18 protein-coding genes are annotated in these 20,593 nt (G+C 71.4%); 11 read left to right on the top strand and 7 right to left on the bottom strand.

Annotated features, from left to right (window positions below):
* Nucleotides 1-34: 34 nt before the first annotated feature.
* Complete coding sequence (locus ACIBQX_RS02610) at nucleotides 35-1,714, bottom strand: exo-alpha-sialidase (RefSeq protein ID WP_396999810.1); 1,680 nt, start codon at nucleotides 1,712-1,714, stop codon at nucleotides 35-37.
* A gap of 444 nt (nucleotides 1,715-2,158) precedes the next feature.
* On the opposite strand from ACIBQX_RS02610, the gene ACIBQX_RS02605 reads away from it, so the two are divergent.
* From ACIBQX_RS02605 to ACIBQX_RS02585, 5 genes are all read left to right on the top strand, one after another.
* Entirely contained in the window at nucleotides 2,159-2,434 is a 276-nt protein-coding gene (locus ACIBQX_RS02605; RefSeq protein WP_396999808.1) for a hypothetical protein, read from the top strand.
* Between the two features lie 83 nt (nucleotides 2,435-2,517).
* A complete protein-coding gene (locus tag ACIBQX_RS02600; RefSeq protein ID WP_396999806.1) occupies nucleotides 2,518-3,924 on the top strand; it encodes an FAD-binding oxidoreductase in 1,407 nt (468 codons plus the stop codon).
* Nucleotides 3,925-4,120: 196 nt separating this feature from the next.
* Nucleotides 4,121-5,677: an MFS transporter gene (locus ACIBQX_RS02595; protein ID WP_396999804.1), complete on the top strand. Its 1,557-nt coding sequence runs from the start codon at nucleotides 4,121-4,123 to the stop codon at nucleotides 5,675-5,677.
* The gene (locus ACIBQX_RS02590; protein WP_396999802.1) at nucleotides 5,668-6,801 is read left to right on the top strand and encodes an FAD-dependent monooxygenase; all 1,134 of its coding nucleotides are present in this window, start codon (nucleotides 5,668-5,670) and stop codon (nucleotides 6,799-6,801) included. Before ACIBQX_RS02595 ends, ACIBQX_RS02590 begins: the two co-directional genes overlap by 10 nt.
* A 219-nt stretch (nucleotides 6,802-7,020) precedes the next feature.
* Nucleotides 7,021-8,082 carry a fatty acid desaturase family protein gene (locus ACIBQX_RS02585; RefSeq protein ID WP_397001516.1) on the top strand — a complete coding sequence of 354 codons (1,062 nt, stop codon included), beginning with the start codon at nucleotides 7,021-7,023 and terminating at the stop codon, nucleotides 8,080-8,082.
* Here ACIBQX_RS02585 and ACIBQX_RS02580 read toward each other — a convergent pair.
* Nucleotides 8,062-8,418 carry a hypothetical protein gene (locus tag ACIBQX_RS02580; protein ID WP_396999800.1) on the bottom strand — a complete coding sequence of 119 codons (357 nt, stop codon included), beginning with the start codon at nucleotides 8,416-8,418 and terminating at the stop codon, nucleotides 8,062-8,064. The two genes, ACIBQX_RS02585 and ACIBQX_RS02580, sit on opposite strands and share 21 nt — an antisense overlap.
* A gap of 67 nt (nucleotides 8,419-8,485) precedes the next feature.
* Between ACIBQX_RS02580 and ACIBQX_RS02575 the strand changes: the two genes are divergently transcribed.
* The gene (locus ACIBQX_RS02575) at nucleotides 8,486-9,619 is read left to right on the top strand and encodes a hypothetical protein (protein WP_396999798.1); all 1,134 of its coding nucleotides are present in this window, start codon (nucleotides 8,486-8,488) and stop codon (nucleotides 9,617-9,619) included.
* Between the two features lie 56 nt (nucleotides 9,620-9,675).
* Here the strand turns inward: ACIBQX_RS02575 and ACIBQX_RS02570 are convergent, their stop codons facing one another.
* From ACIBQX_RS02570 to ACIBQX_RS02560, 3 genes are all read right to left on the bottom strand, one after another.
* Nucleotides 9,676-10,305, bottom strand: coding sequence for a pentapeptide repeat-containing protein (locus tag ACIBQX_RS02570; RefSeq protein WP_396999796.1), 630 nt, complete (start codon nucleotides 10,303-10,305; stop codon nucleotides 9,676-9,678).
* Between the two features lie 136 nt (nucleotides 10,306-10,441).
* Nucleotides 10,442-11,602 (bottom strand): cation:proton antiporter, encoded by a 1,161-nt coding sequence (locus ACIBQX_RS02565; protein WP_396999794.1) that lies wholly within the window; start codon nucleotides 11,600-11,602, stop codon nucleotides 10,442-10,444.
* An 8-nt stretch (nucleotides 11,603-11,610) separates the two neighbouring features.
* The gene (locus ACIBQX_RS02560; protein WP_396999792.1) at nucleotides 11,611-12,093 is read right to left on the bottom strand and encodes a cation:proton antiporter regulatory subunit; all 483 of its coding nucleotides are present in this window, start codon (nucleotides 12,091-12,093) and stop codon (nucleotides 11,611-11,613) included.
* 200 nt (nucleotides 12,094-12,293) lie between these two features.
* Here ACIBQX_RS02560 and ACIBQX_RS02555 point away from each other — a divergent pair, with 200 nt between their 5' ends.
* The 4 genes from ACIBQX_RS02555 (at nucleotide 12,294) to ACIBQX_RS02540 (ending at nucleotide 15,303) form a co-directional block, all read left to right on the top strand.
* Nucleotides 12,294-12,956 (top strand): response regulator, encoded by a 663-nt coding sequence (locus ACIBQX_RS02555; protein WP_396999790.1) that lies wholly within the window; start codon nucleotides 12,294-12,296, stop codon nucleotides 12,954-12,956.
* Between the two features lie 70 nt (nucleotides 12,957-13,026).
* On the top strand, nucleotides 13,027-13,449 hold the full coding sequence (locus tag ACIBQX_RS02550; RefSeq protein WP_396999788.1) for an ATP-binding protein: 423 nt from the start codon (nucleotides 13,027-13,029) through the stop codon (nucleotides 13,447-13,449).
* A gap of 46 nt (nucleotides 13,450-13,495) precedes the next feature.
* The gene (locus ACIBQX_RS02545) at nucleotides 13,496-14,926 is read left to right on the top strand and encodes a PAS domain S-box protein (protein WP_396999786.1); all 1,431 of its coding nucleotides are present in this window, start codon (nucleotides 13,496-13,498) and stop codon (nucleotides 14,924-14,926) included.
* Complete coding sequence (locus tag ACIBQX_RS02540) at nucleotides 14,923-15,303, top strand: response regulator transcription factor (protein WP_396999784.1); 381 nt, start codon at nucleotides 14,923-14,925, stop codon at nucleotides 15,301-15,303. Before ACIBQX_RS02545 ends, ACIBQX_RS02540 begins: the two co-directional genes overlap by 4 nt.
* On the opposite strand, the gene ACIBQX_RS02535 is transcribed toward ACIBQX_RS02540, so the two are convergent.
* Both ACIBQX_RS02535 and ACIBQX_RS02530 read right to left on the bottom strand, forming a co-directional pair.
* Nucleotides 15,304-16,488: an acetate/propionate family kinase gene (locus ACIBQX_RS02535; RefSeq protein WP_396999782.1), complete on the bottom strand. Its 1,185-nt coding sequence runs from the start codon at nucleotides 16,486-16,488 to the stop codon at nucleotides 15,304-15,306.
* Nucleotides 16,464-18,767: a phosphoketolase gene (locus tag ACIBQX_RS02530; RefSeq protein ID WP_396999780.1), complete on the bottom strand. Its 2,304-nt coding sequence runs from the start codon at nucleotides 18,765-18,767 to the stop codon at nucleotides 16,464-16,466. Before ACIBQX_RS02530 ends, ACIBQX_RS02535 begins: the two co-directional genes overlap by 25 nt.
* A 111-nt stretch (nucleotides 18,768-18,878) precedes the next feature.
* Here ACIBQX_RS02530 and ACIBQX_RS02525 point away from each other — a divergent pair, with 111 nt between their 5' ends.
* Complete coding sequence (locus ACIBQX_RS02525) at nucleotides 18,879-20,585, top strand: IlvD/Edd family dehydratase (protein ID WP_396999778.1); 1,707 nt, start codon at nucleotides 18,879-18,881, stop codon at nucleotides 20,583-20,585.
* Nucleotides 20,586-20,593 lie beyond the last annotated feature (8 nt).

Genomic DNA, 20,593 nt, shown 5'->3' with positions numbered 1-20,593 from the left:
TGATTCTTATGCGACATGTGGCATTTTACTGAGGTTATGCGCGCTTGGGCCTCGCATATAGTTCCACCTCGTTCAGCATCGCGCAGGTGCGGCCGATTTCCGGGTCGCAGTTCCCGGTGGCATCCAGTTCGATCTTGACGTGGCGGCCTTTGACGGGCGTGGTCAGAGCCTGGTGGCGCAGCGCGTAGTCGGTGCGGCCGGTCACCCGCACGACCGGGGAGCCCCAGGAGCGGCCGTCCCGCGAGACGAACACGCGGGCGCTCGCGGCGTGCCCCCGGCGCAGGCTGAGCCCGATCCGGGTGAAGGCGCGCACCCGGTTCAGGTGCAGGACGTACCGGCCGGGCCCGGCGGCGACGGCGCTGGACCAGTAGCCGGTGCTGCCGTCGAAGGCGCCGCCGGGACGGGCGCGCGGACGGCGCGGGCTGGTCCACGTCATCGTGGTGTTCACTGTGAGTTTCCCGGACCGGTGCAGCGCCGCCAGATCCAGCCTGCCGGCGCCGGGGGGTGGGATGTCCAGATGGCGGCGTTTGATGGCGTACCAGCTGCCGTGCTCGAACAGGCCGCTCGCCGGGCAGGCCGTCTCGTTGAGCGAGCCGTCCCGGCGGGCGCCCGGCAACTTGCAGTTGTCGAAGACCTGCAGCAGCCGGTACGGCCCGACGGCCGCGATGCCGGTGTAGCCGGACGTGCCGTGCGCGTCGTAGACCCCGTCCCGGTTGTGGTAAGTCACCCGCTGCCGGTCCCACCGCCCGCCCAGCCCGTCGAAGGACAGGGCGACCCAGACGTCGGGGCGGCCCGCGCTCAGCACCAGGACGCCGCCCGGCATCAGCAGCAGCCGCGGGGCCACGCCGCGCACCAGGCAGTCCTGGCCGGGCAGCCGCAGGTCCTGCGGGGGAGACCAGGTCACGCCCGCGTCGGTGGAGCGGCTGTAGGCCAGGGTGGCGTAGGCGCCGCCGCCCTCGCGGCGCAGCACCGCCAGCAGGCTGCCGTCGGCCACCTGCTCGATCGCGGCCTCGTTGTAGGCGTACCGGCCGTCCGGCCGGCCGATCACGCCGCGCCGGGTGAAACTCCTGCCGCCGTCCGCGCTGCCGTACACCTCGGACTGGTCCAGGCCGGTGTCGGCGTAGCGGCCGTACACCGTCACCAGGATCGTGCCGTCGGCCAGCTGGATCGGCCGGCCGTGCGCGACGCCGCCGCCCGCGAGCTCCTCCGGGGTGCCGAAGACGGCCTCGGCGCGGGCCCAGCTCTCGCCGCCGTCGGCCGAGGTGAGGATGCCCAGGCTCGCCGTGTGCGCGCTCACGCCGGTCAGGTAGTACTCCGTGGCGAACAGGCGGCCGTCGTGCAGCTGGACGGGCGCCTCACGGAGCGGCGTCCGGGCCGGCGGGCCGAAGGTGCGGCCGTCGTCGCCGGAGGTGGCCGCGGCGCTGACGTACGGCATGACCACGTCGATGTTCTTGGAGTAGGTGACGATGGTGTGGCGTCGAGGTGAGCCGTCCGGGCCGACCGTGTCGATGGCCGCCGCGTTCGGGAATCCCGCGTAGTCCCGCCGCTGCTCGGCGGTGGGTTCGGGCTCCCGCGGCGGCGGGCTGGGATAGATCCAGGACACCGCGCCGGCGCCGGTCGGCTCGTCCTCCGGCAGCGGGCAGTACGCGACGCCCGCCGCCGCGGGGGACGCGGGCAGCGGCCACAGCAGGCACGCGACCGCCATGGCGGTCATCGACACAGTGCGAGCGGGCTTCGTGGCTGTAGCCGGAAGGTCGGCTTTAGCGAACCCCAGGGAACGTCCACCTATCCTTTGCGCCATATCGCGGACTGTAGATCATGGATGGTCCGCCGAGCCGCATTCACCTTCCGAGTCCTGCCGAAACGGCGGACTGACGCGGCGGGAGCGGCGGGCGTGCCGCCTCGTGACGGACGGGGGCGCACAGGTCGGGCGAGGGGCCCCGGCGCGTCCCATACGTAAAGTGGCAGTTGACAGAAAGGGGGCACCTGGCAGGATCGGGGTGCACGCAATTAGTCAGGGTTTACACATAGCACCCCGGCGAGGGCCTTGGTGGGAGGTGGCATCCAGATGAACGTTCATCCGCATCACCACCCCGTGGATGCCGCCACGACGTCAAGGCCGACCGCACTGAGATCACCGTTTGGTAGGAGCCCCGTCATGCACCTCCAGTCCGACCTCGCCCGGCGAGCGTCCCAAGAACCCGCTGCCACTCCGCATCACGCACCGGCCGAAGAGGCCTACCGCCACCCTTACGGCGGCGACCGGCGCCAGACGCCCCGCAGGGCGCGCCTCGCCGTGCTCGACGTCCAGGACGAGACCATGCCTCCGCCGCAGGAGCCGGAGCCCCACGTCAACCAGCGCCTGCAGCAGATCCGTGAGATGTCCAACCGGGCCATCGGCTCGATAGACGACCTGCTCCAGCGCACCGCCTGATCGAGGGACCAGCGGGGGGACCCGCGGCGGAGGCGAATCTCCGCCAGGGAACCGCACAAGAGACTTCAGCCAAGAGGAGTGTCATGCAGGGTCAATCGCGACTGGCGCCGGCAGTGCGCGACGTCGGAGCACACCGCCCCCGGGCGATCGCAGGCGAAGTACGGCCGCAGAGCGTCGCCGAGGTGAGCGCCCTCGTACGGTGCGCCGCCGCGGACGGCCGCCGTCTCTTCCCGTACAGCACGGGCCGCAACTGGGGCATGGGATCAGGTGTCCCCGCCACCGATGAGAACATCGTCGTCGACCTCGGCGGCATGAACCGCATCCGCAGCCTGGACCTCGAGAACGGCTTCGCCGTCGTCGAGCCGGGCGTGACCCAGGCCCAGCTGGCCGAGGAACTGCGCGAGACGCCGTGGCTGCTGAACGTCACCGCCTCCTGCGCCGACACCTCCGTGCTCGGCAACGCCCTGGAACGTGGCGACGGCTCGGTCCGCTCCCGCGTGCACGACGTGGTCGGCCTCGAGGCCGTCATGCCCGACGGCAGCGTGATCACCACCGGCGGCCTGGACACCTGGGGCCGCTACCGCGGCCGCGTCGCGGGTCCCGACCTGACCGGCGCGTTCGTCCAGCACAACCTCGGCATCGTCACCGCGATGGCCATCGCGCTGGTGCCCCGGCCGCAGGCCTTCGGACTGGTCTGGGCCCGCATCCCGCGCGACCAGGCCGAGCGGGCCGTCAGCGCCATGGGAGCGTTCCTACGGCGTGGCAACCCGGCAGAAGGCCTGATCCGGGTGCGCGAACTCGCCCTGGTGCCCAGCCGCGGCGAATGGACGCTGCCGGCCGGGGTGGACCCCGAGCTGTTCACCATCGTCGGACCGCTGATCGGCAGCGGGGAGACGGTGCGCCTGGCCGAGGAACTGCTCCGCAAGGCGCTCCTGGAAGTGGAGGGCGCCGAGAACCTGCAGGTCCTGGACGCCACCGCCGTCAGGCCCGACGACCCGCTGTACAACCGGGCCCTCATGGCCCAGGGCATCCCCACCTGCACCGGCGTGCACAAGGCGCTCGGCCTCAGCTCCTGCGACCAGGTCGACAGCGGGCGGATGGGCTTCCTCGCCCTGCTGCCGCAGCTGCCGATGGACGCCCGCTCGACCGAGAACATCCTGCAGGTGCTGCGGGCCGCCGTGGAGGTCAACGGCACCGCCGGCCTGCTGGAGTGGAACCTGGTCAGCAGGAACCTCGCCAACGGCGTCCTCCAGATCTTCTTCGACCGTGACGTGCCGGACGCCCCGGCGCGCGCCCACCGGCTCCGCCAGGAGGCGGGCGGCCTGCTGCGCGGCTACGGCTGCGTCATCTACCGCTCCGACATCGACAACTCCGCCGCGGACGTCTACGCGCAGAGCAGCCCCGGCACGATCAGCATGCTCCACCGGCTCAAGGGCGCCTTCGACCCGGGCGGCGTGATCTCGCCCGGACGCTACAGCATCAGCGCCTGAAACGACTCCTCTCTCCCCCGGCCTGCTGGCGCCGGTACTCGACCGCGCCAGCAGGCGGACCACATAGAGCTCTCATGGAGGTGGCCACGTGCGTTCGTCCCCAGCGGCCGTGCAGCCAGGTTCGGTCCCTGGTCCCGACGCCCCCCGGCGCGCGACATTGCTACGGCTGGTCGCTGCCGGCGTCATGTTCACGGTCATGGCCGACACCACGGCCACCACTCTCGCCGTCGGCCTGATGCGCAACAGCGCCGCCGGCAACGGCATGCCGCTCAACGACCTGGTCTGGCTGACGAGCGCGGCCTTCGTGCCGATCGCCTCGCTGCTGGCCACGGCAGGCCGGTGGGCCGACCTGTTCGGGCGCAGGCGGGTGCTGGTCATCGGACTGCTGGTGTTCATCATCGGCGGGATCGCGACCCTCACCGTACCCTCCTGGCCGGGCGTGCTGGTGGCCCGGGCGATCCAGGGCGCGGGCGCCGCGGCGATGATCCCCGCGAGCCTCGCCGTCCTGCTCGGCGAACTACCGGAACAGCAGCGGCGCGGCGCCATCGCACTGTGGAGCTCCGCCTCCGGCGTCGGCTGCCTGCTCATGCAGGCGGCTGGCGGCTGGCTGGCGGCCGGATTCGGCTGGCGTGCCCTGTTCGCGCCGGTCGTCGTGACCGGCGTGCTCCTGCTCGTGGCCTGCGCCTGGCTGCCCCGAAGCACCGACCGCCCCGCCGTGCGCGCCAGCCGGCCCGACATGCTCGGCGGCTGGCTGCTCGCCGCCTCGATCGCGACCATCGTGCTCGCCATCTCCAAGATGACGACATGGGGGATGGACGCGGCCTGGCTGGCCTGCGCCAGCCTCGTCCTGCTCCTCGCCGCACTGGCGCAGGCCCGCCGCCACCGCGTGCCCGCCATCGACCTGACCCTGTGGCGCCGGCCCGGGTTCGCCTGGGGCTGGGTGGCCACCTGGGGATTCGGCGTCCTGTCGTACGGCCTGCTGACCCTCCAGCCGCTCTACCTGCTCCAGCTCGGCTTCCCCATGGTGGAGGTGGCCCTGTGGCTGACCCCGACCTCGGTGGCCGTGGCCGTCACCGCCTGGCTCGGGGGCAAGGTCGTACGCAAGATCGGCCCGTACGGACTGATCTATCTCGGCGCGGCGGTGTGCGGCGGCTCCTGCGTGGTGGCGCTGGCGCAGACCTCGCCCACCCTGTGGGGCCTGGCGGCCAGCGTCGGCGTCGGTATCGGCGTGGGCGCGCTGGCCCCCGGCACCTCGATGGCCACCACCTTGACGGCGCAGCCGCATCAGTACGCCTCCGCGGTCGGCGCGGCGGTCATGTCCCGGATGGTCGGCGGAGCCGTCGGCGTCGCAGCCGTGTCGGTCCTCATCGACCACCCGTTCATGACCGGGCCACTGGGCGGGCTCGCCAGCGCGCTCGCCATCTGCGTGGCCGTCTCCGTACTCGTCGGCGCCCTGGCCCTGATCAAGATGCTCCGGATGCCGCACGCCACCGGCGAGGTCATGGTCCTGGTGCCGCGCCGGATGCTGCTGGAGCTTCGCACCACCCTCGCCACCGTCGCGGCCGAGGCGGACGCGCTGCTGCCCGCGCAGCAGACCGGAGAGAGCCCCGTAACCAGTCCCACCACCGCCATTCCACAGCAGCGGCGAGCCACCGCCCCCGCCCCCGCCATGAGGGCCACCGCCGGCTCGCCCACCCGTCCCCTCGGGGGCACGCTTGTTCGATCACCAGAAGGGCTCTCATCATGGCAGTGACATCCTGCGACGTAGCGATCGTCGGCGCCGGCCTCGGCGGCTGCTTCCTGGCACTCCTGCTGGGCCGCAGCGGCAGACACGTCGTCGTCGTCGAGCAGGGACCGTCCGTCCCGACCGCAGGCGCCGACTTCGTCAAACGCCCCGGCATGCAGGTGCTGGCCCGGCACGGGCTCGTGAGCCTGGTCGAACGGCACGCGCTCAAACGCGACATCGTCCGCTACTACCACGACGGCGAGTCGATCCAGGAATGCCGTTACCCCGACGGCTTCCTCATCCGCCCCTACCGCGAGCTGGTCGAGGTCATCTACTCCTCCTGCGCCATGCAGGGCGTGGAGTTCTGGTTCGACTCCCAGATCGACCACCTGGCCCGCGACGGCGACCGCGTCGAGCACCTGTCGCTCGCCGACGGCCGCGAGCTCCAGGCGAACGTCGTCATCGGCGCCGACGGCACCCGCTCGGCCGTGCGCCAGGCGCTCGGCATCGAGAAGGAGAGCACGTCGTACCCGCACCTGCTGCGGGTCGCCACCGTGCCGCTGACCGCCAGCGTCGCCCAGCTCAACCGGCTCTACTTCAACTCCGACGGCTGGTTCAGCTACCTGTACCCGGTCAACCACGACCAGGCCCGGGTCTTCGTCGGCCTGCCCGCCGACGCCGACCGCGAGGTGTTCGGAGCCGGCGCGCCGGCGCTGCTCGACGCGCTCGGCGGGCTCGTCACCGACAACGCCGACGCCTACACCGTGCTGGGCTCCGCCTCCTGGCAGTCGATCCCCATCGCCGCCCTGCGCGTGGCCGCTTACCACAAGGGCAACGCCGCCCTGCTGGGCTCCGCCGCGTTCGCCACCCACCCGATGACCGGCATGGGCATGAGCTACACCCTGCACGACGCGGAGATCCTCGCCGAGATCATCTGCGCCGCCGAGGGCGACCAGGACCTGTTGGACAAGATGCTCGAGACGGGGTACGAGCCCCGCAGGCACCGGCACGGCGAGCTCATCGACTACGGCGACGCGCTGTCCGGCACCTTCCACGACAGGACGTCCTACCTGCGGGCCTTCCGCCAGGACCTGCACGTCTTCGGCGACACCGAGCCGATCGGGGAGGAGTTCGTCAAGGTGATGCGCTGAACCGATGACCTGTCCAGGGTGAGTCCTTGGGGCTCCTCGGCTCGCACTGGACGGTCCGCGGCAGGTCGCGGCGGGACCGCGGCCTGCCGCGGTCTTTTCTGCCCGGCCGCTCCGCCGGATGGTAGGGCGGGCACTACCACGAATATGGGTGATAGCGGCAGTTCGCCCACGCCGACGGCTCAACGATGCTTGGCTTGGACCCCGTCGAGCATCGGAGCGATTTTGGCAGACAGCACGATCGAACGCGCGCCCGTGAGCCCGGAGAGGAGAGGCAGTGACTTCTCCCAGCTCTCCCGCCGCATCGTCCAGGAGGGGCTGCTCGATCGCCGGCCCGTCTACTACACGGTCAGGATCGCCACGGTCGTGACCTGCTTCGTCGGCGGCTGGGTGGCCTTCGCCCTCGTCGGCGACTCCTGGTGGCAGATCCTCGTCGCGGCCTTCCTCGCCGTCGTGTTCGCCCAGATGGGGCTGCTGGCCCACGACCTGGCGCACGGGCAGGTGTTCCGCTCCCGCCGCCCCAGCCGGATCGCCGGCCACCTGGTGGGCAACCTCGGCATCGGCCTCGGCTACGGCTGGTGGACCGACAAGCACACCCGCCACCACGCCAACCCCAACCACGAGGACCACGACCCCGACGTGGCGCCCGACGTGCTCATCTGGTCCGCCAAGCAGGCCGAGGTCAGCACCGGCCTGCCGCGCCTCATCGGCCGCTGGCAGGCGTTCCTGTTCTTCCCGCTGCTCACGCTGGAAGGCCTCAACCTGCACGTCTCCAGCCTGCGCTCGCTGCGCAAGCCCACCCTCAAGCACCGGCGCACCGAGGCGGTGACGCTCATCGTCCACGACCTCGCCTACCTCGGCGCCGTCTTCGCCGTGCTGCCGATCGGCAAGGCGCTGGTCTTCCTAGCCGTCCACCAGGCCCTGTTCGGCGTCTACCTCGGCTGCACCTTCGCCCCCAACCACAAGGGCATGCCGGTGCTCACCGGCGAGGACCGGCTGGACTTCCTGCGCCGCCAGGTCCTCACCTCCCGCAACGTCCGCGGCGGCCACCTGATCAACACGGCGCTGGGCGGGCTCAACTACCAGATCGAGCACCACCTGTTCCCCAGCATGCCGACGCCCAACCTGCGCAAGGCGCAGCCCATCGTGCGCGAACACTGCGCGGCGCTCGGCGTCGAGTACGTCGAGACCGGGCTCATCGCCTCCTGGGCACAGGCCATGCGCTCCCTGCACGAGGCCGGCCGCTCGCTGCGCGGCGGCGGCTCACCCGCCCCCGTCGGCTGACCGTACGGACACCACCGTCAGCTGCGGACGCTCGCATTCCTCCTCCACGACGAAACCCGCGTCGGTGAGGATCGTCCGTAACGCCAGCCGTACGGCGGTGAGCAGGGTGTCGTGCCTGCCCCGGTGCTCGGCGGGCGGCTCGTCGGGCGCGCCCCAGCGGACCAGGACGCCGCGGCCGGGCTCGTGCCAGACGCCGAGCCCGCCGTCGGCCGGTATGAGGGACGGCTCGACGGTGAAACCCGCGCCGGCGAGCTTCTGGCGGACGAGGTGCTCCAGCTCAGGCCCCTCGATCGCGGCGGTGTCCATCCCTTTCCGCTGCCCGATCAAGGCCGCCACGAACCTCCCCTCCGGCGCGAACCCGCCTGCCCGGGGTAGGGTTCGTTGCTGTGCTGGGAGGCCGTTGATGCTGATCGAGCGAGCCAGGCGGATAGCCCGGCAGTGGGTGCTCGACGAGGGCGCCCGCCTGCCGGGCTTCGCCGGCGCCCTCCTCACCGGCTCCGCCCTGTGGGCCCACCCGGACACGACCCTCCCCGACAGCTCCGACGTGGACGTCCTGGTCGTCCTGAACACCCCCTCGCCCCCACCCGCCGCCGGCGGCAAGTTCCTGTACGACGGCGTCCTGCTGGAGGTGTCCTTCCTCTCCTGGCAGGACCTCGCCCCAACGGCGAACCCCGAAGGACGCGACCCCGGTCCGACGACGAACTCCGTAGGGCGGGAGCTCGATCGGACGGCTGAGGCCCTAGGGCGGGAGCTTGGTCCGGCGGCGGATCTGGGCGAGCAGGCCGAGGCGGTGCTGGGGCATTATCACCTCGCCGGTGCCTTCCATCGGCCCGGGGTGCTCGCCGACCCGACAGGGCGGCTCACCGCGATTCAGCGGGTCGTGGCGCGGCACTTCGCCGACCGGCGCTGGGTGCTGGAACGCTGCACGCACGCGGAGAACAGGGTGCGCGGCTGGATCACCGGCATGGACGATCGGGCGTCGCTGCCCGAACAGGTCGCCGCGTGGCTGTTCGGCACCGGGGTGACGACGCACGTCCTGCTGGTGGCGGGCCTGCGCAACCCGACCGTCCGCCGCCGGTACGAGGCCGTGCGCGAGCTGCTCGTCGAACGCGGTCTGGCCGGCCACCATGAGCACCTGCTCGACCTGCTGGGCTGTGCCGAGCTGAGCCCGGAGCGGGTGCGGCATCACCTGCACGTCCTGGAGCGGGTCTTCGACCTGGCCAAGCGGGTGCGGGCCCCGTCCTACCGCTTCGCCTCCGACATCACCGAACAGGCCGAGCCCATCGCCATCGGCGGCGGCCACGACCTCGTCGACAAGGGACTGCACCGGGAGGCCGTCTTCTGGCTGGTCGCGACCCATGCTCGCTGCCTGGCCAAACTGTCCGCCGCCGGTCACCCCGCTCCGGCGGACGGCCTCACCGAACTGCTCGCCGACCTCGGCGCCGAGACTTCCGCGGACCGCCGCCGCCGTGGTGACCGGGTCATGGCCGCCCTGCCCGGCCTCCGCCACCTCGCCGAGTCCCTCGCCCCGCCCTGATCCCTCACCCTGGTCCCTCACCCTGATCCCCAGGCGCCGCCCACCCGCCGACCGCCTCAGACCGCGCTCTGGTCGCGGACCTCCAGACCCAGGGCGGTGGCTACGATCGTCGCCTGGTAGGGGTCGATGATGGCCTTGTTGAGCTTGACCGTGTGCGGGTCGAGGCCTCCCAGGTCGCTGCCGCGCAGGTCGCAGCCCGTGAGGTCGGCGCTGTGCAGCCACGCCCCCGACAGGTCGCACCGCCGGACCTCGGCGCCCTCCAGCCTGGCCCCCGTCAGGTCGGCCTCGCGCAGTCGCACCCCGTGCAGGGCGCTGCCGCGCAGGTCGGCACCGGGCAGCCCGACGAAGGACCAGTCGCCGCCGTCGACCTTGAACAGCCCGTAGGAGCAGCCGTCGAACATGCTCCCGGTCAGCTTGCACCCCTTGAACGTCGCGTCGAAGAACGAGCAGCGGGAGAAGGTGCAGTTGAGGAAGAGGGCGTCCTCGTGCTCGGACACGTTGAAGCGCACATTGCGGAACGTGCACTCCTCGAAGGCCGAGCCGCGGTCGATCAGCTCGGTCATGTCCACGTCGACGAACAGCACCCGCCGGTAGGTCTCCCCGGTCAGGTCGCGCCCGTCCCAGTCGGCGGACCTGACCGTGGTCTCGGTCGGGGGTGCCGGGATGCCGTGCTTGCGATCGGCCATGTGCCCTCCATGTGATGCCTCGTCGACGCCATGAAAGGACGTCTGGGGGAGCCTGCCACCCGCCACCGACAGAACGGCCGCCGCGCTCCGGCCTGCCCCTGCCCGCCGGGTGCGAGCCGAAGCGCTGGGAAAGGGGTCAGGCCCGCTTCGCGATGGCCTCGATCATGGGCTGCACGGCCTTGGCCGCCAAGGGCCCGAACGCCGCCAGGATGAGCACGTACGCCGCCGCCAGCGGACCGAGGTCCGGGTGGACTCCGGCCGCCACCGCCAGACCGGCGATGACGATGTTGAACTCGCCTCGGGGGATCAGCGCGATGCCGGCCCGGGCCTGACCGGCCTTCGCGATCCCGGCCCGCCTGGCCGCGTAGACGCCGGTCAGCAGCTTGGTGATCATGCTGATCAGGGCCAGCAGGGCGGCCAGCCCGGCGACCGGGAGGATCTTCGCGGGGTCGGTCTGCAGACCGAAGAAGACGAAGAACACGGCCGCGAACAGGTCCCGCAGCGGCGACAGCAGCGCCTGCGCGTCGTGCGCGAGCTGGCCCGACAGCGCGATCCCGACCAGGAAGGCGCCGACGGCGGCCGACACCTGCAGCTGCTGCGCGATCCCGGCGACCAGCAGGGCCAGCCCGACTATCTTCAGCAGCAGCACTTCGTTGTTGGGGCTGGACACGAACGCCTCGATGAAGCGCCCGAACTTGAGCGCGACGACCAGCACCACGCTCACCGTGCCCAGCGCGATCGCCACGGTCACCGCGCCGCTCACCAGGCTGAGCCCGGCGAGCATGGCGGTCAGGACCGGCAGGTAGACCGCCATCGTGAGGTCTTCGAACACCAGCAGAGACAGGACGGTGGGGGTCTCGCGGTTACCGATCCACCCCAGGTCGGACAGCACCTTGGCGGTGATGCCGGAGGAGGTGGCGTAGGTGACGCCCGCCATGGCGACGGCCGCGACCGGCCCCCACCCGAGGAGTAAGGCGCAGATGGCGCCGGGCGCCGCGTTGATCACCAGGTCGACGATGCCCGCACGGGCGTTGCTCTTGAGGCTGGTCACTAACTCGTCGGCGTTGTACTCCAGGCCGAGCGTGAGCAGCAGCAGGACGACGCCCATCTCCGCGCCCACGGAGATGAACTCCTCGCTGGTGGCCAGCGGAAGCACGCCGCCGGTGCCGAACGCGAGGCCGGCGATCAGATAGAGAGGGATGGGCGAGATGCCGGCGCGCAGGGCCAGCGCGCCCAGAATCCCCAAACCGAGAAGTACCGCTCCGACCTCAAGGAAAAGTATTGCCGTGTGATGCACCCGCGGCCCTAACCTTCAGCCAGGATGTCTGCGACTTCGGACGTGCTGTCGGCGCTGCCCACGACGACCACGATGTCGCCCGCGGCGAACACGAACTCCGGCCCCGGGCTGGCGAACACCCGCCCGGCGCGGACGATCGCGACGATCGAGGCGTTCGTCCGGGTCCGTACACGCGCGTCACCCATGGGCCGGTCGGCGTACGGGGAGGTGGCCGGAATCGGCAGCTGGAGGCTGACCAGCCCTTCGACCTGCTGGTGCGCCTGGTTGAGCCGCTGCACGATGCGCGGGGCGCCGAGCAGCTCGACCAGTGCGTCGGCCTCTTCGTCGTTGAGCTTGACGACCTCGCACGCCCGATCGGGGTCCTCGCGGTCGTAGATCACCAGGTCCCGGCGGCCGGTCCGATGCGACACGACGCCGATCCTCTTACCCGACTGGGTGGTGAAATCGTGGCGCAGGCCTATCCCTGGCAGCGCCGTCTGTTCGACCTCCACCGCTGAATCCCCACCCATCTCATTTGCGAACAAGCGCGCTAACCCTACCAATCCTCCCTGATGACCGCGTTGTGGAGAAGGAGCAGGCAGCGTCAAGAGGGAATCTACCTTCGGCCTGCCAACACCCCACGGGAGGAAAGGAGTACGGAAAGCGGGACAATGGTGTGACCAGCAACCCGCATCGGGGGGAGTCCTTCACCATGTCGCCCTTATCTGACCCCCTGGCGGTCGTCCCCATCCGCCTGGTGCTGGTCGAGGACCACGACATGGTGGCCGAGGCCATCGGCATGGCGCTCGGTCACGCCCCCGGCATCGAGGTCGTGGCCAGGTCCGGCTCGATCGCCGGGGCGGTGACCGACGCCCGCCGCTGGCGGCCCGATGTGGTGGTGCTGGATCGCCGCCTGCCGGACGGCGACGGGATCTCGGCGATCGGCACCATCTCGGCGGCGGCTCCGGAGGCCCGGGTGCTGGTGCTGACGGGGGAGGCGTCCGCCTCGGTGGCCGTGCGCGTGGTGGAGGCCGGGGGCGCCGGTCTGGTGGAGAAGTCGTCGGGGCTGCAGGAGCTGGAGTCGGCGGTGCGCGAAGTGGCGGCCGGCGGGGTGGTGTTCGCGCCGGGCCTGCTGCCAGGGGTGCTGGACCGGCTGACCGGTCGCGCGTGGACCGCGGGCGCGGGGCTGACCGGACGGGAACGGGAGACGTTGCTGCTGCTGGCGGAAGGCGTGAGCACCGAGCAGATCAGTGCGCGGCTCGGGGTGGCGCGTAACACGGCGCGCAATCATGTCCAGCGGGTGCTGGAGAAGCTCGGCGCCCGGTCGAAGCTGGAGGCGGTGGCGATCGCCAGGCGCGAGGGCCTGCTCGACTAGTGCACATGCACCAGGCGCTCTGGCACGCCTGCGTCTCGTGACCCGCTCTCGGTTGTCCGAGAGTGAAAAGATGGGCAGCCATACTGAGTCGTTCACGGTGGAGCGCCACCTGACCGAGGAGATGGGCAGCATCACCGTGGCACGCCAGATCGTGCGCGACGCCCTGGCTGCCTGGGACTACGCCGGGCAGCACGAGGACGTGTTGCTGGTGGTCTCGGAGCTGGTGACCAACGCGCTCATGCACGGGGCGGGGGCTCCCGTGCTGCGGATGACCAAGGAAGCGACGCACATCCGGATCGAGGTCGGCGACTCCAGCGAGGAGGCGCCGAAGGCACGCGAGCCCGGCCCCGCCGACGGTTGGGGCATGCACGTCATCGGACGACTCTCCTCCCGCTGGGGGATATCACACCGCGAAGGCGGAAAGGTGGTCTGGTGTGAGCTCGCGACACCGTTCGCTGCCTTCGCTCCTGATCCGGGCGGCCTCAGAGCCTGACTCCAGGGCGTTGGCGCATCGCGGCGCCGGCGTGCGAAGCTGCCGTATGCCCGAGTACGAGCACGTCGACCTGGACCTGCTGCTTCAGGGTGTGGTCGACTACGCCATCTTCATGCTGGACCCGGCCGGTCACGTGGTGAGCTGGAACACCGGCGCGCAGCGGATCAAGGGGTACGACGCCGAGGAGATCATCGGGAGTCACTTCTCGGTGTTCTACCCTCCCCGGGAGGTGGCGGCGGGCTCGCCCGAACGTGACCTGGCCACCGCGGTCGCGGAGGGGCGGCTGGAGGACGAGGGCTGGCGGGTGCGCAAGGACGGCACCCGGTTCTGGGCCAACGTGGTCATCACCGCGCTGCGCGACGCCGAGGGGCGGTTGCGCGGCTTCGGCGAGGTCGTCCGGGACATGACCGAGCGGCGCGTGCGGGAGTGGTCCATCCGCGACAGCGAGGATCGCTTCCGGCTGCTCGTCCAGAACGTCCTCGACTACGCCATCTTCATGCTGGACCCGGCCGGTCACGTGGTGAGCTGGAACACCGGCGCGCAGCGGATCAAGGGGTACGACGCCGAGGAGATCATCGGGAGTCACTTCTCGGTGTTCTACCCTCCCCGGGAGGTGGCGGCGGGCAAGCCGGATCGCGAGCTGGCCACGGCGGTCGCGGAGGGGCGGCTGGAGGACGAGGGCTGGCGGGTGCGCAAGGACGGCACCCGGTTCTGGGCCAACGTGGTCATCACCGCGCTGCACGACGCCGAGGGGCGGTTGCGCGGCTTCGGCAAGGTGACCCGCGACATGACCGAGCGGCGCACCGTCGAACGCGCGCTGGACGAGCGCGGCCAGCTGCTGGCGCATCTGGTGCGGGCCCAGGAGATGGAGCGGCGGCGCATCGCCTGGGACGTGCACGACGACACCATCCAGTCCATGGTCGCCGTCGGCATGCGCCTGCAACTGCTCGCCACCAAGGCGCCCGGCGAGCACGCCGCCGCGCTGCTGCGGCTCAACGAGACGGTCAACGCCTCCATCGGCCGCCTGCGCAATCTCACCTTCCGGCTGCACCCGCCGGGCATCGACAGCGACGGCATGGTGCAGGGCCTGGCCAGCTATCTCGACCAGGTGGTGGCCGGGGCGGGGCTGACCTACGAGCTGACCCACGACCTCGACGCCGAGCCGCCGCCCGAGACGGCGATCACCGTCTTCCGCATCTGCCAGGAAGCTCTCACCAACGTCCGCAAGCACGCCAGGGCGAGCGTGGTGAAGGTCTCTCTCACCTCGGCCGACCAGGGGGTACGCGTCCGGGTGGTCGACGACGGCGTCGGCTTCGACCAGCCGGCGGACAGCCAGGTCAAACACGGCCACTTCGGCCTCGTCGAGATGCGCCAGCGCGCCGAGGTCGCCGGCGGCTGGTGGAGCCTGCACAGCGAGCCCGGCGCCGGCGCCACCGTCGAGTTCTGGGTGCCGGCCGTGCCGCTCGAGGCGCCATGAGCGAGCGGCGCGAGCGGCTCACCGTGCTCATCGGCGACGACGAGCCGCTGATCCGCGAGGTGCTGAGCGAGGTGCTGGCGGCCGAGCCCGACCTGGACGTGGTCGCGACCGCGAGCCACGCCGACGAGGCCATCGAGCTCGCGGTCCGGCACACCCCGGCCGTCGCCATCCTCGACGTCCGGATGCCGGGCGGCGGGGCCTGGGCGGCGCGCGAGATCCGCCGCCTGTCCCCGCGCACCCGAGTCATGGCCTTCTCCGCGTACGGCGACTCGGGGTCGGTCGACGAGATGCGGCGCGTCGGCGTACAGGAGTATCTGCTCAAAGGCCTGCCCAACACCGACATCGTGGCGGCGGTACGGCGGGTCGCGGCGGTGTGATCAGCCGATCAACGCCAGCGCCTGCCTGGCGATCTCCCACTCCTCGTCGGTGGGGACGACGAGCACGGCGACCTCCGAGCCGGGCGGCGAGACGGCCCGTTCGTCAGCGCGCGCGGCCTCGTTGCGCTGCCGGTCCACGGTGATGCCGAGCCTGTCGAGCCCGGCCAGTGCGGAGGCCCGGGTGGCGGCGTCGTTCTCACCGACGCCGCCGGCGAACACGACCGCGTCCACCCGGCCGAGCACGGCGTAGTACGCGCCCACGTACTTGCGGATGCGCCGGCAGTAGACGTCCAGGGCGAGCCGCGCGTCGGCGTCGCCGTCCGCGGCGCGGCGGCGCGCCTCCCGCATGTCGCCGGTGCCCGCGAGCCCGAGCAGGCCGCCGCGGTGGCCGAGCGCCTGCTCCATCTCCCGCGCGTCCAGGCCGGCGACCCTGGCCAGATAGCCGCACAGGGCCGGGTCGACGTCCCCCGAGCGGGTGCCCATGACCAGCCCTTCGAGCGGCGTCATGCCCATGGAGGTGTCGACGCTGCGGCCGCCCTCGATCGCGGTGGCGCTGGCGCCGTTGCCGAGGTGCAGCACGATGAGGTTGACCTCCTGCGGGTCGCGGCCCAGGAAGGCTGCCGCTCGGCGGGACACGTACGCGCACGAGGTGCCGTGGAAGCCGAAGCGCCGCACGCCGAGCCGCTCGCGCCACTCGCGCGGCACCGCGTAGGTGTACGCCTCCGGCGGCAGCGACAGCTGGAAGGACGTGTCGAACACGGCCACCTGCGGCACGCCGGGGAAGGCCTCCTGCGCCACCCGGATGCCGGTGACGTTCACCCGGTTGTGCAGCGGGGCCAGCGGCGCCAGCTCCTCGACGGCGGCGATCACCTGCTCGTCCACCAGCACCGCCTCGCGGAACCGGGTTCCGCCGTGCACCACCCGGTGCCCCACCGCGACCGGGTCGAGCGCGGGTCCCGCCGTCCGGAACGCCTCCAGCACCGCGCGCAGCCCCTCCGCGTGGTCCGCGAACCGCCCCTTCCTCTCGTACGGCGCGCCGTCGGCGAGGTGGTGGGCCAGCAGGCCCTCGTCCTCGCCGATGCGCTCGACCAGCCCCCTGGCCGGCCGGGCCCGTGAGGCGGCGTCGATGAGCTCGTACTTGATGGAGGAGGAGCCGGTGTTCAGGACGAGTATGTGCTGGGCCATGTCCACCCACTGATCTCGGGGGCGTCCTCGCCGTGGATGCGGGTGTAGGCGCGGGCCTGCAACCGGGCGTCGGACATGCGCTGGCGCAGGTGGGCGGCCTTGCTGCCGAGGCCGCTGACCCGGTCGATCACGTCCATGACCAGATGGAAGCGGTCGATGTCGTTCAGCATGGCCATGTCGAAGGGCGTCGTGGTGGTGCCCTCCTCCTTGTAACCGCGTACATGCAGGTTGGCGTGGCCGTGCCGGCGGTAGGTGAGCTGGTGGATGAGCGTGGGATAGCCGTGGAAGTTGAAGATGATCGGCCGGTCCGTCGTGAACAGCGTGTCGAACTCGTTGTCGGGCATGCCGTGCGGGTGCTCCGAGGAGGGCTGCAGGCGCATCAGGTCGACCACGTTGATCACGCGGACCTTCAGCTCGGGCATTTCCTCGCGCAGGATGGCGGCGGCGGCCAGGGTCTCCAGCGTCGGCACGTCCCCGGCGCTGGCCAGCACGACGTCGGGCTCGACGCCGTCGTCGGTGGAGGCCCAGGGCAGGATGCCCAGGCCGCGGGTGCAGTGCGCGATCGCCTCGTCCATGGTGAACAGGTCGAGGACGGGCTGCTTGCCCGCCACGATGACGTTGACGTAGTCGCGTGAGCGAAGGCAGTGGTCGGAGACCGACAGCAGGGTGTTGGCGTCCGGCGGCAGGTAGACGCGCACCACCGAGGCCTTCTTGTTCACCACCACGTCCAGGAAGCCCGGGTCCTGGTGGCTGAAGCCGTTGTGGTCCTGCCGCCACACGTGCGACGACAGGAGATAGGTGAGCGAGGCCACCGGCCGCCGCCAGGAGATCTTCTGCGATGACTCCAGCCACTTGGCGTGCTGGTTGAACATCGAGTCGATGATGTGGATGAAGGCCTCGTAACAGTTGAACAGGCCGTGCCGGCCGGTCAGCAGATAGCCCTCCAGCCAGCCCTGGCACAGGTGCTCGCTGAGCACCTCCATCACCCGGCCGCCGGGGGCCAGATGCTCGTCGGTGGGCAGCCGCTCGGCGTTCCAGGCGCGGTCGGTGGTCTCGAAGACCGGGCTGAGCCGGTTCGAGGCCGTCTCGTCGGGGCCCATCAGCCGGAAGGTGCGCGGATTCGCGGCGATCACGTCGCGCAGCAGCGTGCCCAGCACCTTGGTCGGCTCACTGGACTGACCGGCGGGCGACTTGACCTCGACGGCGTGCGTACGGAAGTCCGGCAGGCGCAGCGGCGACAGCAGCTCGCCGCCGTTGGCGTGGGGGTTCGCGCTCATCCTGCGGGCGCCCTCCGGCACCGTCTCCAGGATCGCGGGAACCGGGCGGCCCCGCTCGTCGAACAGCTCCTCCGGCCGGTAGGAGCGCATCCACTCCTCCAGCAGCGCCAGGTGCTCGGGGTTGTCGCGAACCTTGGCCAGAGGCACCTGGTGGGAGCGCCAGGTGCCCTCCACCGGCAGGCCGTCGACCTCGCGAGGGCCGGTCCAGCCCTTCGGCGTACGCAGGATGATCATGGGCAGGCGGGCGTCGTCACCGGCTCGGTAGGCGGCTATCTCGCCGAACACCTCGTCCAGGGTGCCCGCCATCTCCGCGTGGTCGGGCCCCACCAGGTGCGGCCGGTAACCGTACCCCTCCAGGAGCTTGAACAGGTCCGCCTCGGGGATGCGCGCCAGGACGGTCGGATTGGCGATCTTGTAGCCGTTCAGCGCCAGGATCGGCAGCACCACCCCGTCACGTTCGCGATCGAGCAGCTTGTTGGAGTGCCAGCTCGCCGCCAGCGGGCCCGTCTCCGCCTCGCCGTCGCCGATCACGCACGACACCACCAGGTCGGGGTTGTCGAAGGCGGCGCCGTAGGCGTGGGCCAGGGCGTAACCGAGCTCGCCGCCCTCATGGATGGAGCCGGGCGTCTCGGGTGCGACATGGCTGGGGATGCCGCCGGGAAAGGAGAACTGCCGGAACAGCCGCCGCATGCCCGGCTCGTCCTGGCTGACGTCGGGGTAGCGCTCGCTGTAGGAGCCCTCCAGCCAGGAGTGCGCCACCGCCGCCGGGCCGCCGTGCCCCGGACCGGCGATGTAGATCATGTCCTGGTCGCGCTCACGGATGACCCGGTTGAGGTGGGCGAAGCAGAAGTTCAGGCCAGGGGTGGTGCCCCAGTGCCCCAGCAGGCGCGGCTTGATGTGCTCCGGCCGCAGCGGCTCGGTCAGCAGCGGGTTGTCCAGCAGGTAGATCTGGCCTACGGACAGATAATTGGCCGCACGCCAGTAGGCGTCGATATGTTCCATGATGTGCACCTCCCCGCTCGACGCCCGGATAGACCTGGTGGGTTCCGCGGCGTCGGTCCGCAGACCGGGGGCGGCTACCGCCCGGCCCGCCCGGCTGGTTAAGGTGCGGCTATGGCCCTGCGCAGCTCGATTTGGTATTCCGGCGACGACAGAAACTCCTACATGCACCGTGCCTGGATGCGGCGCGGCCTGCCTCGCGAGGCGTTCGACGGTGAGCGGCCGCACATCGCGATCGCCAACACCGCCTCCGACCTGACCCCCTGCAACTCCCACCTGAACGAGGTGGGAAAGAGCGTCGAGCAGGGCATCTGGGCCGCCGGCGGCATCCCGCTCAATCTGCCGGTGGTGTCCCTCGGCGAGACGAACGTCAGGCCGACCGCCATGCTCTGGCGCAACCTCGCCGCCATGGCCACCGAAGAGATGCTGCGCGCCAACCCGATCGACGGCGTGGTGCTGCTCGGCGGCTGCGACAAGACCATCCCGTCGCTGCTCATGGCCGCCGCCTCCGTGGACCTGCCCGCCGTGGTGATGCCCGGCGGCCCGATGCTGACCGGCACCTTCCGCGGCACCCCGCTCGGCTGCGGCACCGACGTGTGGCGGCTCAGCGAGGAGGTACGCGCCGGCACGCTCTCCCGCGAGGCGTTCCTCGACTCCGAGTCCGCGATGATCCGCAGCCGCGGCCACTGCAACACGATGGGCACCGCCTCCACCATGGCCTGCATGGCCGAGGCCCTCGGCATGACCCTGCCCGGCACGTCCGGCACCCCGGCCCCCGACAGCAGGCTGCTCGAACGCTCCCACGAGACCGGCCGCCTCGCCGTCGAGATGGTGCGCGAGGGACGCCGCCCGAGCCAGGTGATGACCCGCGGCTCCTTCCTCAACGCCATCGTCACCCTGGCCGCGACCGGCGGCTCCACCAACGCCGTCATCCACCTGCTGGCCATCGCCGGCCGCCTCGGCGTCGAGCTCGACCTGGACGACTTCGACCGCACCGGATCCGGCGTGCCGCTCCTGGTCGACCTCCTGCCGGCCGGACGGCACCTGATGGACGACATGTTCCGGGCGGGCGGGCTGCTCGCCGTGTTCAAGGAGATCGCCGACCTGCTCGACCCGACGGCGGTGACCGTCACCGGCCGCCCCCTCGTCGACTACCTCGCCGAGGCGGACATCTGGGACGAGAGCGTCATCAGGCGCCGCGCCGACCCGCTGCTGCCCGACGCGGGCATCGCCGTACTGCGCGGCAACCTCGCCCCCAACGGCGCGGTCATCAAGCCCGCCGCCGCCTCGCCCGAGCTGCTGCGCCACCGTGGCAGGGCCGTCGTCTTCGACAGCGTCGAGGACGTCTACGCCCGGCTCGACTCCCCGGACCTCGACGTCGACGAGACCTCGGTGCTCGTCCTGCGCGGCTGCGGCCCCAAGGGCTATCCCGGCATGCCGGAGGTCGGCAACCTGCCGCTGCCCGCCAAGCTGCTGGCCAAGGGCGTGCGCGACATGGTACGGATCAGCGACGCGCGGATGAGCGGCACCGCCTACGGCACGGTCGTGCTGCACACCTCGCCCGAGGCCGCGGCGGGCGGGCCGCTCGCCAGGGTGCGCACCGGCGACCAGATCGTGCTCGACGTGGCGGCCAGACGGCTCGACGTCGACGTGCCGGAGGCCGAGTTCGCCGCCAGGAAGCCCGCGATGGAGGGCCACGCCGAGCCCGTCCGCGGCTGGCAGCGCCTCTACATCGACCATGTCACACAGGCCGACCGGGGTGCCGACCTCGACTTCCTCATCGGGTCCAGCGGAGACGCGCCCGGCCGCGAGTCCCACTGACCGCGCGC

This window comes from Nonomuraea sp. NPDC049714 (assembly GCF_044465295.1).
In the GTDB taxonomy this organism is placed as follows: Bacteria; Actinomycetota; Actinomycetes; order Streptosporangiales; family Streptosporangiaceae; genus Nonomuraea.
The sequence above is the reverse complement of the archived record's forward strand: the minus strand, read 5'-3'. Positions and strand labels throughout refer to the sequence as shown.

What these genes read in the sequence shown, in the direction of transcription:
- ACIBQX_RS02595 (WP_396999804.1), top strand. Translation starts at nt 4,121, where the DNA reads ATGGCCGACACCACGGCCACCACTCTCGCCGTCGGCCTGATGCGCAAC.
- ACIBQX_RS02570 (WP_396999796.1), bottom strand. Translation starts at nt 10,305, where the DNA reads ATGGCCGATCGCAAGCACGGCATCCCGGCACCCCCGACCGAGACCACG.
- ACIBQX_RS02545 (WP_396999786.1), top strand. Translation starts at nt 13,496, where the DNA reads ATGCCCGAGTACGAGCACGTCGACCTGGACCTGCTGCTTCAGGGTGTG.
- ACIBQX_RS02535 (WP_396999782.1), bottom strand. Translation starts at nt 16,488, where the DNA reads ATGGCCCAGCACATACTCGTCCTGAACACCGGCTCCTCCTCCATCAAG.
- ACIBQX_RS02610 (WP_396999810.1), bottom strand. Translation starts at nt 1,714, where the DNA reads ATGACCGCCATGGCGGTCGCGTGCCTGCTGTGGCCGCTGCCCGCGTCC.
- ACIBQX_RS02575 (WP_396999798.1), top strand. Translation starts at nt 8,486, where the DNA reads ATGCTGATCGAGCGAGCCAGGCGGATAGCCCGGCAGTGGGTGCTCGAC.
- ACIBQX_RS02590 (WP_396999802.1), top strand. Translation starts at nt 5,668, where the DNA reads ATGGCAGTGACATCCTGCGACGTAGCGATCGTCGGCGCCGGCCTCGGC.
- ACIBQX_RS02525 (WP_396999778.1), top strand. Translation starts at nt 18,879, where the DNA reads ATGGCCCTGCGCAGCTCGATTTGGTATTCCGGCGACGACAGAAACTCC.
- ACIBQX_RS02555 (WP_396999790.1), top strand. Translation starts at nt 12,294, where the DNA reads ATGTCGCCCTTATCTGACCCCCTGGCGGTCGTCCCCATCCGCCTGGTG.
- ACIBQX_RS02530 (WP_396999780.1), bottom strand. Translation starts at nt 18,767, where the DNA reads ATGGAACATATCGACGCCTACTGGCGTGCGGCCAATTATCTGTCCGTA.
- ACIBQX_RS02550 (WP_396999788.1), top strand. Translation starts at nt 13,027, where the DNA reads ATGGGCAGCCATACTGAGTCGTTCACGGTGGAGCGCCACCTGACCGAG.
- ACIBQX_RS02600 (WP_396999806.1), top strand. Translation starts at nt 2,518, where the DNA reads ATGCAGGGTCAATCGCGACTGGCGCCGGCAGTGCGCGACGTCGGAGCA.
- ACIBQX_RS02605 (WP_396999808.1), top strand. Translation starts at nt 2,159, where the DNA reads ATGCACCTCCAGTCCGACCTCGCCCGGCGAGCGTCCCAAGAACCCGCT.
- ACIBQX_RS02540 (WP_396999784.1), top strand. Translation starts at nt 14,923, where the DNA reads ATGAGCGAGCGGCGCGAGCGGCTCACCGTGCTCATCGGCGACGACGAG.